The sequence below is a fragment of the Rhizobium sp. NLR8a genome (assembly GCF_019685235.1).
In the GTDB taxonomy this organism is placed as follows: Bacteria; Pseudomonadota; Alphaproteobacteria; order Rhizobiales; family Rhizobiaceae; genus Rhizobium.
In genome coordinates this window covers 664,941-679,907 of record NZ_JABDWI010000001.1, presented here as the reverse complement: position 1 = coordinate 679,907, position 14,967 = coordinate 664,941, and the positions used below count along the sequence as shown (strand labels likewise).

General features: G+C 61.6%; 18 protein-coding genes. All 18 read right to left on the bottom strand.

From position 1 onward, the window contains the following. Positions 1–44: 44 nt before the first annotated feature. The 18 genes from ureG to urtA all read right to left on the bottom strand — a co-directional run bounded on the left by ureG (position 45) and on the right by urtA (position 14,915). Positions 45–656 (bottom strand): urease accessory protein UreG, encoded by a 612-nt coding sequence (gene ureG / locus HJC04_RS03085; RefSeq protein ID WP_221144696.1) that lies wholly within the window; start codon positions 654–656, stop codon positions 45–47. A gap of 89 nt (positions 657–745) precedes the next feature. Next, positions 746–1,417: an urease accessory protein UreF gene (locus HJC04_RS03080; RefSeq protein ID WP_221144687.1), complete on the bottom strand. Its 672-nt coding sequence runs from the start codon at positions 1,415–1,417 to the stop codon at positions 746–748. Positions 1,418–1,423: 6 nt separating this feature from the next. Continuing rightward, positions 1,424–2,014: an urease accessory protein UreE gene (gene ureE, locus HJC04_RS03075; RefSeq protein WP_221144685.1), complete on the bottom strand. Its 591-nt coding sequence runs from the start codon at positions 2,012–2,014 to the stop codon at positions 1,424–1,426. 87 nt (positions 2,015–2,101) lie between these two features. After that, positions 2,102–2,965, bottom strand: coding sequence for a GGDEF domain-containing protein (locus tag HJC04_RS03070; RefSeq protein ID WP_210630123.1), 864 nt, complete (start codon positions 2,963–2,965; stop codon positions 2,102–2,104). 330 nt (positions 2,966–3,295) lie between these two features. Then, positions 3,296–3,967: a TIGR02117 family protein gene (locus tag HJC04_RS03065; RefSeq protein WP_221144683.1), complete on the bottom strand. Its 672-nt coding sequence runs from the start codon at positions 3,965–3,967 to the stop codon at positions 3,296–3,298. A gap of 28 nt (positions 3,968–3,995) precedes the next feature. Beyond that, a complete protein-coding gene (gene ureC, locus HJC04_RS03060) occupies positions 3,996–5,708 on the bottom strand; it encodes an urease subunit alpha (protein WP_210630119.1) in 1,713 nt (570 codons plus the stop codon). A 3-nt stretch (positions 5,709–5,711) separates the two neighbouring features. After that, positions 5,712–6,350, bottom strand: coding sequence for a Urease operon accessory protein (locus tag HJC04_RS03055; RefSeq protein WP_210630117.1), 639 nt, complete (start codon positions 6,348–6,350; stop codon positions 5,712–5,714). 1 nt (position 6,351) lies between these two features. Next, positions 6,352–6,759 (bottom strand): lysozyme inhibitor LprI family protein, encoded by a 408-nt coding sequence (locus HJC04_RS03050; protein WP_210630115.1) that lies wholly within the window; start codon positions 6,757–6,759, stop codon positions 6,352–6,354. 17 nt (positions 6,760–6,776) lie between these two features. Continuing rightward, positions 6,777–7,082, bottom strand: coding sequence for an urease subunit beta (locus tag HJC04_RS03045; RefSeq protein ID WP_003542314.1), 306 nt, complete (start codon positions 7,080–7,082; stop codon positions 6,777–6,779). Positions 7,083–7,092: 10 nt separating this feature from the next. Continuing rightward, positions 7,093–7,344, bottom strand: coding sequence for a DUF1272 domain-containing protein (locus HJC04_RS03040; RefSeq protein ID WP_210630113.1), 252 nt, complete (start codon positions 7,342–7,344; stop codon positions 7,093–7,095). A gap of 10 nt (positions 7,345–7,354) precedes the next feature. Continuing rightward, on the bottom strand, positions 7,355–7,657 hold the full coding sequence (locus HJC04_RS03035; protein ID WP_064695492.1) for an urease subunit gamma: 303 nt from the start codon (positions 7,655–7,657) through the stop codon (positions 7,355–7,357). A gap of 28 nt (positions 7,658–7,685) precedes the next feature. Continuing rightward, the gene (locus HJC04_RS03030) at positions 7,686–8,507 is read right to left on the bottom strand and encodes an urease accessory protein UreD (protein ID WP_221144681.1); all 822 of its coding nucleotides are present in this window, start codon (positions 8,505–8,507) and stop codon (positions 7,686–7,688) included. A gap of 150 nt (positions 8,508–8,657) precedes the next feature. Beyond that, positions 8,658–9,353 (bottom strand): urea ABC transporter ATP-binding subunit UrtE, encoded by a 696-nt coding sequence (urtE, locus tag HJC04_RS03025; RefSeq protein ID WP_210630109.1) that lies wholly within the window; start codon positions 9,351–9,353, stop codon positions 8,658–8,660. A gap of 17 nt (positions 9,354–9,370) precedes the next feature. Then, positions 9,371–9,889 carry a hypothetical protein gene (locus HJC04_RS03020; protein ID WP_210630107.1) on the bottom strand — a complete coding sequence of 173 codons (519 nt, stop codon included), beginning with the start codon at positions 9,887–9,889 and terminating at the stop codon, positions 9,371–9,373. A 76-nt stretch (positions 9,890–9,965) separates the two neighbouring features. After that, complete coding sequence (urtD, locus tag HJC04_RS03015) at positions 9,966–10,721, bottom strand: urea ABC transporter ATP-binding protein UrtD (protein ID WP_210631573.1); 756 nt, start codon at positions 10,719–10,721, stop codon at positions 9,966–9,968. 5 nt (positions 10,722–10,726) lie between these two features. Further along, on the bottom strand, positions 10,727–11,890 hold the full coding sequence (urtC, locus tag HJC04_RS03010) for an urea ABC transporter permease subunit UrtC (protein WP_221144679.1): 1,164 nt from the start codon (positions 11,888–11,890) through the stop codon (positions 10,727–10,729). Beyond that, on the bottom strand, positions 11,887–13,512 hold the full coding sequence (gene urtB / locus HJC04_RS03005) for an urea ABC transporter permease subunit UrtB (RefSeq protein ID WP_221144677.1): 1,626 nt from the start codon (positions 13,510–13,512) through the stop codon (positions 11,887–11,889). Before urtB ends, urtC begins: the two co-directional genes overlap by 4 nt. 110 nt (positions 13,513–13,622) lie before the next feature. Then, a complete protein-coding gene (urtA, locus tag HJC04_RS03000; protein WP_210630102.1) occupies positions 13,623–14,915 on the bottom strand; it encodes an urea ABC transporter substrate-binding protein in 1,293 nt (430 codons plus the stop codon). Positions 14,916–14,967: the final 52 nt, after the last annotated feature.

Below are 14,967 nucleotides of genomic sequence, written 5' to 3'. Positions count from 1 at the left end.
CCCGTTTCAGTTCGACGTTCCGCAACATCGCCTGTCGCGCAGCTTCAAAGCCCGCCCTGCTCCCTCAGGAAGCTGACGATCGAGCTGACGCCGTCGCCGCGCTTCATGTCGGAGAAGATGAAGGGGCGGCTTGCGCGCATGCGGGTAGCGTCCCGGTCCATCACCTCCAGATCCGCGCCAACATAGGGTGCCAGATCCTTCTTGTTGATGACGAGCAGATCCGAGCGGGTGATGCCTGGCCCGCCCTTGCGCGGGATTTCCTCGCCTTGGCAGACGGAGATGACATAGATGGTGATATCGGCGAGATCCGGCGAAAAAGTTGCCGCCAGATTGTCTCCGCCGGATTCGATGAAGACCACGTCGAGATCGGGAATGCGCTCGTTGAGGCCGGCGATCGCCTGAAGATTGATCGTCGCATCCTCGCGAATGGCGGTGTGCGGGCAGCCGCCCGTCTCCACGCCGACGATGCGCTCCGAAGGCAGGGCCTGCATGCGCACCAGCGCCTCGGCGTCTTCGGTCGTATAGATGTCGTTGGTGACAACAGCGACGGAATAATCGTCGCGCATCGCCTTGCAGAGCTTTTCCGTCAGCGCCGTCTTGCCCGAGCCGACCGGCCCGCCGATGCCGACGCGCAGAGGTCCATTTCGTGATTTCATATGTCGTACTCCAATAGGATTGCGATGATAGCGAGGCCGCCGGTAGGCGCCACCGTCAAATGGCGCAGTTGCAGGATTATTTTGGTAGGTTACGAGCGGAAAAGTCTGGTCGTTTGGGTTTCGTGGCGCAGGCTGGCGATATCGGCCTGCACCGTCGCCGAACCGAGATCGTCGAGGGTTGAGGCTGCCGCCCGCCACGCGATCCCCGCAATCTGCTCTTCAAGCCCGGCAAGTATGGCAACGCCATCCTTCTGCCCGGCGACGCCAAGTCGGATGCCTGCTGAAATCGCCTGCGAGGCATAGGCATGCAGAAAGACTGCGAGCACCTTCTCCGGTCTGATGCCATGGGCGCCAGCAACCGCTCCGACCGCGATAGGGTAGGCGGTCTTGCCGGGCAGCCTTTCGAAAACTTCATCCGGCCAGGCTCGCGCCGCCAAGAGGAAGGCCTCGCCGAGCAGCATCGTTTCCTGATGACGCTCGCGCGATCCGGCAAGCGCCTCGGCGAGTGCGGCAACCTCCGTAAGGCGCGCGAGGATCGCTTGGCACCTGTGGCTCTCTGCCAGAAGCACCGCATCGTTCCAGACCGAGCCATGGCCGACCAGCGTGACGACCCAGTCCGCAAGCGAGGCGCCACCGGTGACGAGCCCATCGGCCACCGCCCCCTCCAACCCGCCCGAATAAGCAAAACTGCCGATCGGAAAGGCCGGTGAAAGCCATGCCGTCAGGCGCAGCAGTGCCTGTAACTCACGATCTTCGCTCATCGAGCCTCAGTCGTGTTTGTGGCCGTGATGCCCGTGCCCATGATCATGGTCGCAGGTGTGATCATGCTTGTGGTCATGGCCATGCGTGTGATCATGGTCATGCCCATGGTCATGATTGTGCCCGTGGTCGTGATGAGCGTGCCCGTGGTCATGCGAATGTCCGCCATGGGAATGATAGGCTCCACGTGCCGGCTGGAAGGGCTCCTCGATATCGAGCACGGTGGCGCCGAGCCCCTGCAGCATGGTGCGGATGACATGGTCGCGCAGGATGACGATGCGGTCTTCCTCGATCTGGGCGGCAAGATGGCGGTTGCCGAGATGCCAGGCAAGCTCGACCAGATGCGTGCGGTCGCGTCCGCGAATCTCGAAGAGTTTCTCGTCGGCCGCAAGGATCTCGATCAGTTCGCCGTCTTCGCGCACAAGCAGGTCGCCATTGGCGAAGAGCACCGGATCCTTGAGATCGAGCATGACCATCTCGCCATTTTCCAGATGCAGCAGCTTGCGGCGCAGATGCCGCAAATCATGCGGTAGTTTGACCTGGGCGGTCGGGTGGGAGGACGGGGTTCCGACAGGAAGATAGGAGGTAACGCGCTGCATGACTTGTCCGTTTTGCTGAAAGGGCGACCATGCAAAATAGCTCTTGCCGATGCAAGCACCAATGGCCTTTCGTTAGCAGCTTGGCTTTTATATCCCGTAGGCCTGCATCACGTTGTCGCTGCTTAATCCCCTGCCCTCCGTGTCGGGACCAGCTTCGGCAAGTCCGTGCCAGGCATGATGCAGTCCCTCCCGCTCGTGCACGACGCGATTGCGTCCGAGCGCCTTGGCGAGATAAAGCGCCCGGTCGGCCGAGGCGTAGACCTGCTGCTTGTTGCGCCCAGGAATGAGATCGGCCACGCCGCCGGAAATGGTGATGGCAATATGGTTCCCATCTGCCACGAGCGGCCTGCCGGCGATATCGGACTGCACGGCCTGGATCCGCTCCAACCGTTTCTCCAGCGGTTCGCCGGAGACGATGACGCCGAATTCCTCGCCACCGAGGCGCGCAACGACGGATGATTCGTCGAAGGCGGTGATCAGCACCGCCGAGACCGCCGTGATAGCCGCATCGCCGCAGGCATGGCCGAAGCGATCATTGATCGCCTTGAAACGGTCGACGTCGAAAATGACGAGCGAGGCGTCGCCTTCGATCCGATCCAGCGCCTCTGTGAAGGCGCGCCGGTTCAACAGGCCGGAGAGGGTATCGGTGCGGCTGAGCTTTTCGAACTTCGCCCGCGATAGCGTCAGCTCATGCATGGTGAAGCCTGTGGCCAGCGACAGCATTCCGGAGACCGTGCCGCCGACAAGCCAGGAAAAAATGGCGCCGAAGCCGATCGCGTGCGAAAGGGTCACCGGCAGCAGCCCGAGAAAACCGAGTGGCGGTATCGTCAGCGCAATGATGACGCCGGAGAAAATGACGGCAAGAAAGCTCATCCTCAGCGCAAAGACATAGACGTGCCTGCGATATTGAAAATCGCCAAAATCGGCCTGCAGCGACATCCAGTTTCTCATGAGAATCGACCTTCCTGCCCGGCGTTTCAAAGCATTGATAAGAGCCCAATTGCTGCGGGTGTCTTAATCGACTCGCTAAAATTCGAACGATTTCCGACGATTCGGTGGAGAGATTTTTTCTAGCAGGGGCTGCAAGTCTCCAATCCCTGAATCGAACAACGCGCACGAGCAGCTAATATACTGATATATAATAGCTTTATCACGATCTTGCGCCGGGTTGTTTCAGAATGGACTAGCCGGAGAAAAGCCGGGTTTTCCCAATGGTTTTTACAACCGAACGGAGAGCTCTGTTCACAATTTCGTTTAAGAGCGGATAGGCCAGCGAGTGCGTCAATTGTAGACACCGACAGACAATCGCAATGATTGTGGAAGCGGGTTCCATAAGCCAGTCCGAAGCCCCGCCGAACGGAGTGCAGCGGCAGTCCAGGTGTTGCAGCCGAAGAGGGCATTGAAGTATCCCTTGGCTTCGAAAAACCGATCGATCTCCCCGTAACCCGCATCCGGGATCGGCGCGATCTCGCCCGCGTTGCGGACGAGGCTGTCAGCGATGAATTGGCGCAGCCGCGCCAATTCATCGTCACCAATAACGAATGCGGTAACATCAGGCTGCGGCTCGGCAATATGGCCGGCGAGATCCACATGCAGCACCGAACGATCGATCGTCAGCGCCCGTAGCACCGGCAGCGGCTTTAGCTCACCCCAGGTCGGTGTTTCGAGATAGAAGGCGCGGCCGCCCCAGCCGACCACGAGCCATTCCGCATTCGGGTGACCGAGCGGAAAATCGGGATCATCGAGAAAGGAAAAGGCAGCCCGCGTCTCCGCATCGAGCGGAATGGCAATATCGGTATGGATCGGTCCCGACAGCAGAAGCACCCGGTGGGTCGGCACCGCAGGCGACGCCTTGACCGGGGCAATCAACGGCCGGGGAATGAAGGTCCCGCCCGCTGCCAGAATCAGAAGTAGGAATAGGGCCTGCAACAGCCAGCGGATGCCCGTCCTCATCAGCCGCCCCGCATGCACGGATGCTGGCCTAAAACAGGAAATAGCGCTGCGCCATCGGCAGCACCGTCGCCGGCTCGCAGGTCAGCAATTCGCCGTTTGCCCTGACTTCATAGGTCTCCGGATCGACTTCGATCTCCGGCGTCAGGTCATTGTGGATCATCGACGCCTTGGAAATGCCGCCGCGCGTATTCTTCACCGCCACGAGTTCCTTTGCGACCCCGAGCCTGCCCTTCAGCCCGGCATCGAGCGAGGCCTGGCTGACGAAGGTGACGGAGGAATTGGTGAGGCTGCGACCGTAGGAGGCGAACATTGGCCGATAATGCACCGGCTGCGGCGTCGGGATCGAGGCGTTCGGATCGCCCATCGGAGCCGCCGCAATGGAGCCGCCGAGCAGCACCATGTCGGGCTTCACGCCGAAGAAGGCCGGGTTCCAGAGCACGAGGTCGGCGCGCTTGCCGATCTCGACCGAGCCGATCTCATGGCTGAGACCGTGGGCGATCGCCGGATTGATCGTGTATTTGGCGATATAGCGGCGGACGCGGAAATTGTCGTTATCACCCTTTTCCTCCTTCAGCCGGCCGCGCTGGCGCTTCATCTTGTCGGCCGTCTGCCAGGTGCGGATCGCCACCTCGCCGACGCGGCCCATAGCCTGGCTATCGGACGAGATGATCGAGAAGGCGCCGATATCGTGCAGAATGTCTTCCGCCGCGATCGTCTCCTTACGGATACGGCTTTCGGCAAAGGCGATATCCTCGGGGATCGACGGCGACAGGTGATGGCAGACCATCAGCATGTCGAGATGCTCGGCGATGGTGTTGACGGTATAGGGCCGCGTCGGGTTGGTTGACGACGGGATGACGTTCGGCTGGCCGCAGATTTTGATGATATCGGGCGCATGCCCGCCGCCCGCCCCTTCCGTGTGGAAGGCATGGATGGTGCGGCCCTTGATGGCGCCGATCGTATCCTCGACGAAGCCGCTTTCGTTCAGCGTGTCGGTGTGGATCATCACCTGCACGTCATATTCGTCGGCGACCGACAGACAGCAGTCGATGGCGCCTGGCGTCGTGCCCCAGTCCTCGTGCAGCTTCAGCGAGGTCGCGCCGGCCAGCACCATTTCGGTCAATGCTCCCGGCAGCGAGGCATTGCCCTTACCGGCAAAGGCAAGGTTCATCGGGAAGGCGTCGGCCGCTTCGATCATGCGGGCGAGATGCCAGGGGCCGGGCGTGCAGGTGGTGGCAAGCGTGCCATGCGCCGGCCCCGTGCCGCCGCCGAGCATGCAGGTCATGCCGGACATCAGCGCTTCTTCGATCTGCTGCGGCGCGATGAAGTGGATATGACTGTCCATGCCGCCTGCAGTAACGATCTTGCCTTCGGCGGCGATCGCCTCCGTGCCCGGGCCGACGATGATATTGACGCCCGGCTGCATATCGGGATTGCCGGCCTTGCCGATCGCAACAATGCGCCCGTTCTTAAGGCCGATATCGGCCTTGTAGATGCCCGAATGATCAACGATCACCGCATTGGTGATGACGGTATCGACCGCGCCGTCGGCCCGCGTCACCTGGCTCTGGCCCATACCGTCACGGATCACCTTGCCGCCGCCGAATTTCACCTCCTCGCCATAGCTGGTGAAATCCCTTTCGATCTCGATGAAGAGCTCCGTATCGGCAAGGCGCACCTTGTCGCCGGTCGTCGGTCCGAACATGCCGGCATAGGCGGCGCGGGAGATCTTGTAGGGCATTCATCAGGCTCCGTGGGAGGAAGAGACAAGTGGTTTTTCGCCGAGTCGCGTGAGACGGCTGGCGGCAACATAACTATCGACAAGCTGCCGTTCGGCCGCAAACGGGTGCCATTCCCAGCCGGCGTGACCGAAGCCGGCCAGCATCACCTCGGCGTGGGGATATTTGTTCAGCACCTCGGCGATGACGATCATGCCGCTGCTCGGCACCACATAGGGCGCCGGCGCAAAGGCCGAAAGCGAGGCGTCAACGTCCTCGTGGAGCGCCTTACCGATGACGACATGCGCCTTGCCGGCGTCAGTGCAGAAGGCAGCGAACGCATCCGTATAGTCGTCGCAGAAATCGTCGAGCTCCGGATGAGAGGCAGTAAGCAGCGCCCGCATGGCGGCAAATTTTTCCGGGTCGCGCACGCACCAGATTTCGCGCGCCGCGACGACGCCGGGATGGGCGCGCCACGCCGGCGAGGCGAGCATCGCCTTGGCCGGCCGGCCGGTATTGCAGACTGCAACGGCATCCGTGCGTCTGCCGCCGGCGCCGTAGGAGCGGCAATCGTTGAAGCGGATGACGAAATCAGCGGCATCGATGATGCCTGCCTGACCTTCTGCGACCTCTCCATTGCCGACGATTACGATCTTTTTGATCACCCTAATTGCTCATCGTGTCTTCGAGCTGTTTCAGCTCTTTCGTGCGTTTATCCGTCTCCTCGGCCAGGCATCCGGCAACCAGCATCGGCTCCATCGTGCCGCCGCGGGCCTGAAATCCGAAGGCATCGCATTCTGCATCGCGATAGTCGATCCAGGCGCGCTGCGCCTTGACCAGCGCCTTCTCCGCGCCTTTCATGTCGCCATCGAGATCCTTGTCGATCGCGGCCATGGCGGCCCGCGTCTTCTTATACTGTTCGTTCAGCGCCTTGTCGGCAGCCTCATGGCGCTCCTCTTCGCAGGAGGTCATATCCGATTGCGTCTGCGGATTCTTGCAATCGACATCCTGCGCGGACACACGGCCGGCCACAAACAGCATCGCCGCCCCGATGAGGCAAATATTCAGACGCATTCGCCTCTCCCGTTCTTCTAAAGCTTTCCCATCACGAGTTGGCGGAAGCCGTAAACCTCGCGCTTGCCGGACAGCGGGATCAGCGTCACCGAACGCGTCTGCCCCGGCTCGAAGCGCACGGCCGTCCCTGCCGGAATATCGAGACGTTTCCCATGCGCCGCCGCGCGGTCGAAGGAAAGTCCGGCATTGGTCTCCGCGAAATGATAGTGGCTGCCGACCTGCACCGGCCGGTCGCCGGTATTGGAAACTTCCAGCGTCACCGTCGGCGCGCCGGCATTGAGTTCGATATCGCCGCTAGCGGCAATGATTTCGCCCGGAATCATAGAGTTCTCCCTAAGCCGCCCTGGGCGCACAGCCCTCGGCCTTCAGCACACGTTTCGTCGAAGCCGGATTTTTGGCAAGCATGGCGGCCGGCCGGATGGGCCTGGCGACGAGATTGCCGCCGCAATTCGGGCAAGTGCCCTTCAATACGCCGTCCACGCAATCGGCGCAGAAGGTGCATTCATAGGTGCAGATCCGCGCTTCAGCGCTCTCCGGCGGCAGATCCTTGTCGCAGCATTCGCAATTGGGTCTGAGTTCCAGCATTTCTATCTCCTCACCTGATCGGTTCGTGCACAGTGACGAGCTTGGTGCCATCCGGGAAGGTCGCCTCCACCTGCACGTCGTGGATCATCTCTGCAACGCCTTCCATCACCTGGTCGCGGCCGATCACATGGGCGCCGGCCTCCATCAGCTCGGCGACCGGGCGGCCGTCGCGGGCGCCTTCGACGACGAAATCGCTGATCAGCGCGATCGCCTCGGGATAGTTCAGCTTGACGCCGCGCTCCAGCCGCCGCCGCGCCACCATCGCCGCCATCGATATCAGCAGCTTGTCTTTTTCTCTTGGAGTGAGGTTCATTACGTATCCATCTGCTTCGTGCTTAAATTCAGAGATTCCAGACTTTCGGCACAGGCGCACCATTACGCAAGGTGGAAATGACCGGGATCAGGATTTTTCTCAGCGAGAAACCGTCGGCTGCCGCAAGGCGCACGACGAGCTTGTCGTTCCAGGCGCTTGCACCGCCCATCGGCCCTTCGAGGAGCGTCCGCACTTTGCCGAGATAGGCGTCCGCAAGCGGCCCGGCATAGAGCAGCGTCGCAAAGGCCACCTGCCCGCAAAGCACGGCCTGACGCGCCGCCAGCGTCGAAATACCTTCGGAAAGCTTCAATTCCTCGGCATGGATCAACTGGCCCGAACGGCGGATACGCCAGCGGTCGCGAAAGAGTCCCGTCTCCACTGCCTCACCCATCGCCTTGCGGCCGAGCAGCACCGCCTCGACGGCCAGGAACTCGGCGCTTTCGTCGAGATCGACATCGAGCCGGCGGAAAAGTGAAGCCCGGTCGAAGAGTATCGTCTCCTGCGGCAGCCAGTCTACGCGCGCTCGCATTCCAACTTCGATGCGGGTCGTCACCTCGGCGGTGCCCGCCGATGCCTTGTAGATCTTCTCGCAAGCCTGGGTGGTAACGTCGATCTTCGTACCGGCGCCGGCAACGACGCTCCAATCCATCCGGTCGCCGCCGGTCAGCCCACCCGCGGTATTGATGATGACGGCTTCCATCGAGGTATCGAACGTATCGGGCAGGCGGATCTTCGCCGCGCCCTCCTGATAGAGCTCGCGGATGCGCGTGCGGCCGTCGAGCAGCCTTGCCGCCAGATGCCCGCGTCCCTCCGCTCTTTGCGGTCTGGTACCAGCCGCCGCAATCGTCATTTCGTCCCTTTCGGTCGCGCCACCGCTTTTCATTTCATCGCGCGGATCACGGAAAGCAAGCAATTCCCATGCCGTCCGGAAGACACCGCGATGCGTGCGGGAGATCGACGAAGCGCCGCTCTCATTGCCGCAAAACGCGGCATCTGCCCGTCAGACGGTCAGATGCCGGCGGGCCTCCGGCGTGTCCAGCGTCTCCGCCAGCCCCTCATGCACGATCTCGCCGCGATCCATGATGTAGACGTAGTCGGCAAGCTCCCGGCAGAAATCCAGATATTGCTCGACGAGCAGGATCGCCATGCCGGTGGAATCGCGGAGATAACGGATCGCCCGGCCGATATCCTTGATGATCGACGGCTGGATACCCTCGGTCGGCTCGTCGAGCACGAGGATCTTCGGCCGCGTCACCATGGCACGCCCGATCGCCAGTTGCTGTTGCTGCCCGCCGGAAAGATCGCCGCCGCGCCGCGACAGCATCGATTTCAGCACCGGGAAGAGACTGAAGATATCGTCGGGAATATTGCGGTCGCGGCGGCCAAGCGGCGCGAAGCCGGTTTCGAGATTTTCCCTCACGGTGAGCAGCGGGAAGATTTCACGGCCCTGCGGCACATAGCCGATGCCCTGCTTGGCGCGGGCAAAGGGCGGCAGGCCGTTCAGCTTCGTATCGTTGAAGGTGACGGCGCCGGCCGACAGTGGATGCTGGCCGGTGACGGCGCGCAACAGCGAGCTCTTGCCGACCCCATTGCGGCCCAGCACGCAGGTGATCTTGCCCATCTCCGCCTTGATGGAGATGCCGCGCAGCGCCTGCGCGGCGCCATAATGCAGATTTGCGTTTTCGACTGTCAGCATCCGTTCATCATTCCCCATCAGTTCATCAGGCTGCGCCTCAGCGTCTGCAGGGCATAGTCCTGTTCTTTCGTTCTCTCGCCGCCGACCGCAGCTACGTCCTCGGCGATACCGATCAGTTGTTGGCGCTCCTGCATGTCGAGCACCTTGATCCAAAGATCCCTGAACCGGCGGATCGGATCTTCGGGACTGGTGACGTTCTTGGACGCCCACTCGCCGAAAACCAGAACCTCTTCCATGTCGGCCGGCCGAATGATGCCTTTCATGCGGCCGCGGATGACATCCCTCGCCGCGTCGACATACATCGGCTTCTCCTTGGCAAGGCAGAAGAAGAAGGCGACCGCCGCAATCGCCGGATCGGCAATCGAAGCGAGCGGCGCCGCCTCCGCCTGTTTGCGGCGCTTTCCGCGCTTATAAGCGCCCCGCATACGCTCGACTGAATCGATAATCTCGTTTCCCGCCTCGCGCACCATTTTAAACCGCCAATACCAGATAACCGCGCCGCTGAGCGCCGCGACCAGAATACCGAGAAAAGCCATGATGAAACCCCACAATGAAACCCACTTGTTTTAGAGCGCCTTCTTTTGTCAGGTTCAAGCCTGGAGGTTGCATTCCTCACCGTCCCAGATAGTTCTCGATCACCTTCGGATCGGAGCTGACGAAATCGATCGATCCTTCGGCCAGCACCGAACCTTCTGCAAGACACGTCACCTTGACGCCGAGGTCGCGGATGAAGCCCATGTCATGTTCGACGACGACAACCGACCGGGTCCTGGCGATATCCTTGAGCAGGATCGCCGTTTCCGCCGTCTCCGCGTCCGTCATACCGGCCACCGGTTCGTCGACGAGCAGCAGCTTCGGCTCCTGCGCGAGCAGCATGCCGATCTCCAGCCACTGCTTCTGCCCATGAGAGAGATTGGCCGCCAGTTCGTCGCGCCGGTGCGTCAGCCGCACAGTTTCCAGGATTTCCTCTATCCGTGCCCTGTCCCCGCCCGAAAGCCGGTAGAACAGCGTCGAAAACACCCCACGGCGGCGGTTCAGCGCCAGTTCCAGATTGTCCCAGACCGTATGGCTTTCGAAGACCGTCGGCTTCTGGAACTTGCGGCCGATGCCGAGCTGAGCAATGTCGGCCTCATCCCTTGTCGTGAGATCGATTGTGCCGTTGAAGAACACCTCGCCCTCATCGGGTCTGGTCTTGCCGGTGATGATATCCATCATCGTCGTCTTGCCGGCGCCGTTCGGGCCGATGATGGCGCGGAGCTCACCGGGCTCAATGACGATCGAGAGCGAATTCAGCGCCTTGAAGCCGTCGAAGGAAACTGAGACGCCGCTGAGATAAAGCACACTATTCGGTTTGACGTCGGGAATCACTGTGTTCACTCCGCTGCGTGGATTTTCGGCTCGATGCCATCTTCCTCTGCCGCCGGCGGGACAGAATCGGAGACGGCTTTCCGTTTGCCGAGATGGTGCGAGATCGTGCCGACGACGCCCTTCGGCAGGAACAGCGTGACGGCGACGAAGAGGCCGCCGAGCGCAAACAGCCAGAACTCCGGAAAGAGGCCCGTGAAGATCGTCTTGCCGCCGTTGACGAGGATCGCGCCGATGATCGGCCCGATCAGCGTTCCCCGCCCGCCGACCGCCGTCCAGATGACGACTTCGATCGAGTTGGCGGGCGCGAATTCGCCAGGATTGATGATGCCGACCTGCGGCACGTAGAGCGCGCCTGCAATACCGGCCATCATCGCCGAGACGACGAAGGTGAAGAGCTTGAAATGCTCGACGCGGTAGCCGAGGAAGCGTGTGCGGCTTTCCGCATCGCGCACGCCGACGAGCACCTTGCCGAATTTCGAACGTACGATTGCCGAGGCGATCGTGAGCGACAGCGCCAGGAAGACCGCGGTCGCGGCAAAGAGGCTGGCGCGTGTGCCGTCAGCCTGGATGTTGAAGCCGAGGATGTCCTTGAAATCGGTCATGCCGTTATTGCCGCCGAACCCCATGTCGTTGCGGAAAAAGGCAAGCAGCAGCGCGTAGGTCATCGCCTGGGTGATGATCGAGAGATAGACGCCGTTGACGCGCGAGCGGAAGGCGAACCAGCCGAAGATGAAGGCGAGCAGCCCGGGCACGAGGAGCACCATCAGTGCCGCGAACCAGAACTGGTCGAAGCCGTACCAGAACCAGGGCAGTTCCTTCCAATTCAGGAACACCATGAAATCGGGCAGGATGGGATCGCCGTAGACGCCGCGCGAGCCGATCTGGCGCATCAGATACATGCCCATCGCATAGCCGCCGAGCGCGAAGAAGGCGCCGTGGCCGAGCGAAAGGATGCCGCAGAAGCCCCAGACGAGATCGAGCGCCAGCGCCAGCAGCGCATAGGTCAGATACTTGCCGAACAGCGCCATGATATAGGTCGGCACGTGCAGCGGGTGCGTCGGGCCGGTAGCAAGGTTCAGCACCGGCACGAGAATGGCGACCGCCAGCAACAGGGCGACGGCAATGGAGATCCTGCGATCGAGAGACCGGAGAAGGAAGGCCGTTATCATGCTTCCACCGCCCTTCCTTTGAGTGCGAAGAGCCCGCGCGGACGCTTCTGGATGAAGAGAATGATGAAGACGAGCACCAGGATCTTGCCGAGCACGGCGCCGGCGAAGGGCTCGAGGAACTTGTTGACGACGCCGAGCGACAGCGCGCCGACCAGCGTTCCCCAGAGATTGCCGACACCGCCGAAGACGACGACCATGAAACTGTCGATGATGTAGTTCTGGCCGAGGTTCGGCGAGACATTGTCGATCTGCGAGAGCGCCACGCCGGCCATTCCGGCGATGCCGGAGCCGAGCGCGAAGGTGAAGGCGTCGACCCAGCCGGTGCGGATGCCCATCGACGAGGCCATGCGTCGGTTCTGCGTCACCGCCCGCATCTGCAGGCCGAAGGCGGAGCGCTTGAGCAACATCAGGAGTGTCAGGAACACCACCATCGAGAAGACGATGATCCAGAGCCGGTTCCAGGTGATGACGAGCCCGCCGAAATCGAAGGCGCCGGACATCCAGCTCGGATTGCGCACCTCGCGGTTGGTCGGGCCGAAATAGCTGCGGATCGCCTGCTGCAGGATCAACGATACGCCCCAGGTGGCGAGCAGCGTTTCCAGCGGCCGGCCGTAGAGATAACGGATGACGACGCGCTCGATGACGAGGCCGACGAAACCGGTAAAGACGAAGGCGGCCGGCACCGCGAAGGCAAGCGAATAATCGGCAAGCGACGGAAAGGCCGAGGTGATATATTCCTGCACAACGTAGGTCGTATAGGCGCCGATCATCACCATCTCGCCATGCGCCATGTTGATGACGCCCATAACGCCGAAGGTGATGGCAAGGCCGATCGCGGCCAAGAGCAGCACCGAGCCGAGCGACAGGCCGTACCAGATGTTCTGGACGACATCCCAGAGTGCCAGGTCGCGGTTGATCGCATTGATCTCCGTCTGGATCGCGGGCTTCAGATCGTCGGGGGCATTCGTCATCGCCGTCGTCAGGATCGTCAGCGCATCGCGGCCGCCGCGGGCGGCGATCATGTCGATGGCGGCCCGCTTCTCCTCGATGCCGGCATCGCTCTTCAGCACCATCACGGCCCGCGCCGCTTCCATCGTGTTTTTGATCTGGCCGTCCTTCTCGGCTGAAAGAGCCGAATTCAGCAGTTCGAGATTGGCGGGATCGGCATCCCTCAACATGCCCTCGGCCGCCGTGAGCCGCGCGGAGCGATTCGGGCTCAAAAGCGTCAGCTGGCTCATCACAGTCGTGATCGTGGTGCGTAGCGAATTGTTGATCTTGACCTTCGACATCATGTCGGGGTCGACATCGGCAACCGCCTCGGCGGTGATCGGGTCCGAATAGGTGGGCTCGTCCTCCGTGCCATCCTGAACGAGAACGGGACCGCCCTCCGAATTGACGTAGAGTTGGCCATCGCTCAGCTGCTGCAGGATCTGGCTCACATGCGAATCCCCGGACGCGGCGAGCGCCCGGATGGCCGCCTCGCGCTCGGGAAAGCCGCCGACGCCGAGCGCATCGACGAGAGCGTGCACGTCGTCCTCGGCGCGAAGGCCAGTCACAGAAAGCGTCAGGCCCGGAAGCATCAGACAAAATGTCAGAAGGAGAATCTTGATGGCGCGAAACATCGGCTCTCTCGCCTTGAGTGTCGTCGGCCTTGCGGCGCAGCGGTAAGGACGGAGCTTCCGCCCGGATCGGCTCCGGACGGAAGTCTTCAGGTATCAGCGGATGGGTCTCCTCAGGAGCCCTTGCCGCCGCACTTGCCGGTGGCAACGTTGAAATTGCCGCAGGAGAGAGGCTTGCGCCAATCGGAGATCAGGTCCTTGGAGTCGGGCAGGTAATCAGACCATTCGTCACCAACGACGGCGGGCGTCTGCTGGACGATTTCGAATTGGCCGTCAGCCTGGATTTCACCGATCAGCACCGGCTTGGTGATGTGGTGGTTGGGCATGACGGTGGCATAGCCGCCGGAGAGGTTCGGAACGGTGACGCCGATGATGTTGTCGAGAACGGCATCGGTATTGGTGGTGCCGGCGGCCTGTACGGCCTTCACCCAGGCGTTGAAGCCGATATAGGCGGCTTCCATCGGGTCGTTCGTCACGCGCTTGTCGTTCTTGGTGAAGGCATGCCATTCCTTGATAAACTTCTTGTTGGCCGGGCTTTCCACGGACTCGAAGTAGTTCCAGGCGGCGAGATGGCCGACCAGCGGCTTGGTATCGAGACCGGCAAGCTCTTCTTCGCCGACCGAGAAGGCGACGACCGGGATGTCGGTCGCCTTGATGCCCTGGTTGCCGAGTTCCTTGTAAAAGGGAACGTTGGCGTCACCATTGATGGTGGAGACGACGGCGGTCTTCTTGCCGGCCGAGCCGAATTCCTTGATCTTGGCGACCTCGGTCTGCCAGTCGGAGAAGCCGAACGGCGTGTAGTTGACGAGAATGTCTTCCTTCGGAATGCCCTTGGATTCGAGATAGGCCGCGAGGATCTTGTTGGTCGTGCGGGGATAGACGTAGTCGGTGCCTTCGAGCACGAAGCGCTTCACGCCTTCAGTGTTCATCAGGTAGTCGACGGCAGGGATCGCCTGCTGGTTCGGGGCCGCACCCGTATAGAAGATGTTGCGCGAGGATTCTTCGCCTTCATACTGCACGGGATAGAAGAGCAGCGAGTTCAGCTCTTCGAAAACCGGCAGGACGGATTTGCGCGAGGACGAGGTCCAGCAGCCGAAGACGGCGGCGACCTTGTCCTTTTCGATCAGTTCGCGGGCCTTTTCGGCGAAGAGCGGCCAGTCGGAAGCCGGATCGACGACGACGGCTTCAAGCTTCTTGCCGAGAAGACCGCCCTTCTTGTTCTGCTCGTCGATGAGCATCAGCATGGCGTCTTTCAGGGTGGTTTCGGAAATCGCCATCGTGCCCGAGAGCGAATGCAGCACGCCGACCTTGATCGTGTCATCGGCGGCCACCGCGCAGCTGAAGGCAGCCGACGCTGCCATGACGGCGCCGAGCGCGGCACCGGTAATCGTGGATTTGAGATTCATTGGTTGATCCCCTCTCTTGTTCCGCAACAGGCCGGAAACGGAGTTAACTGTT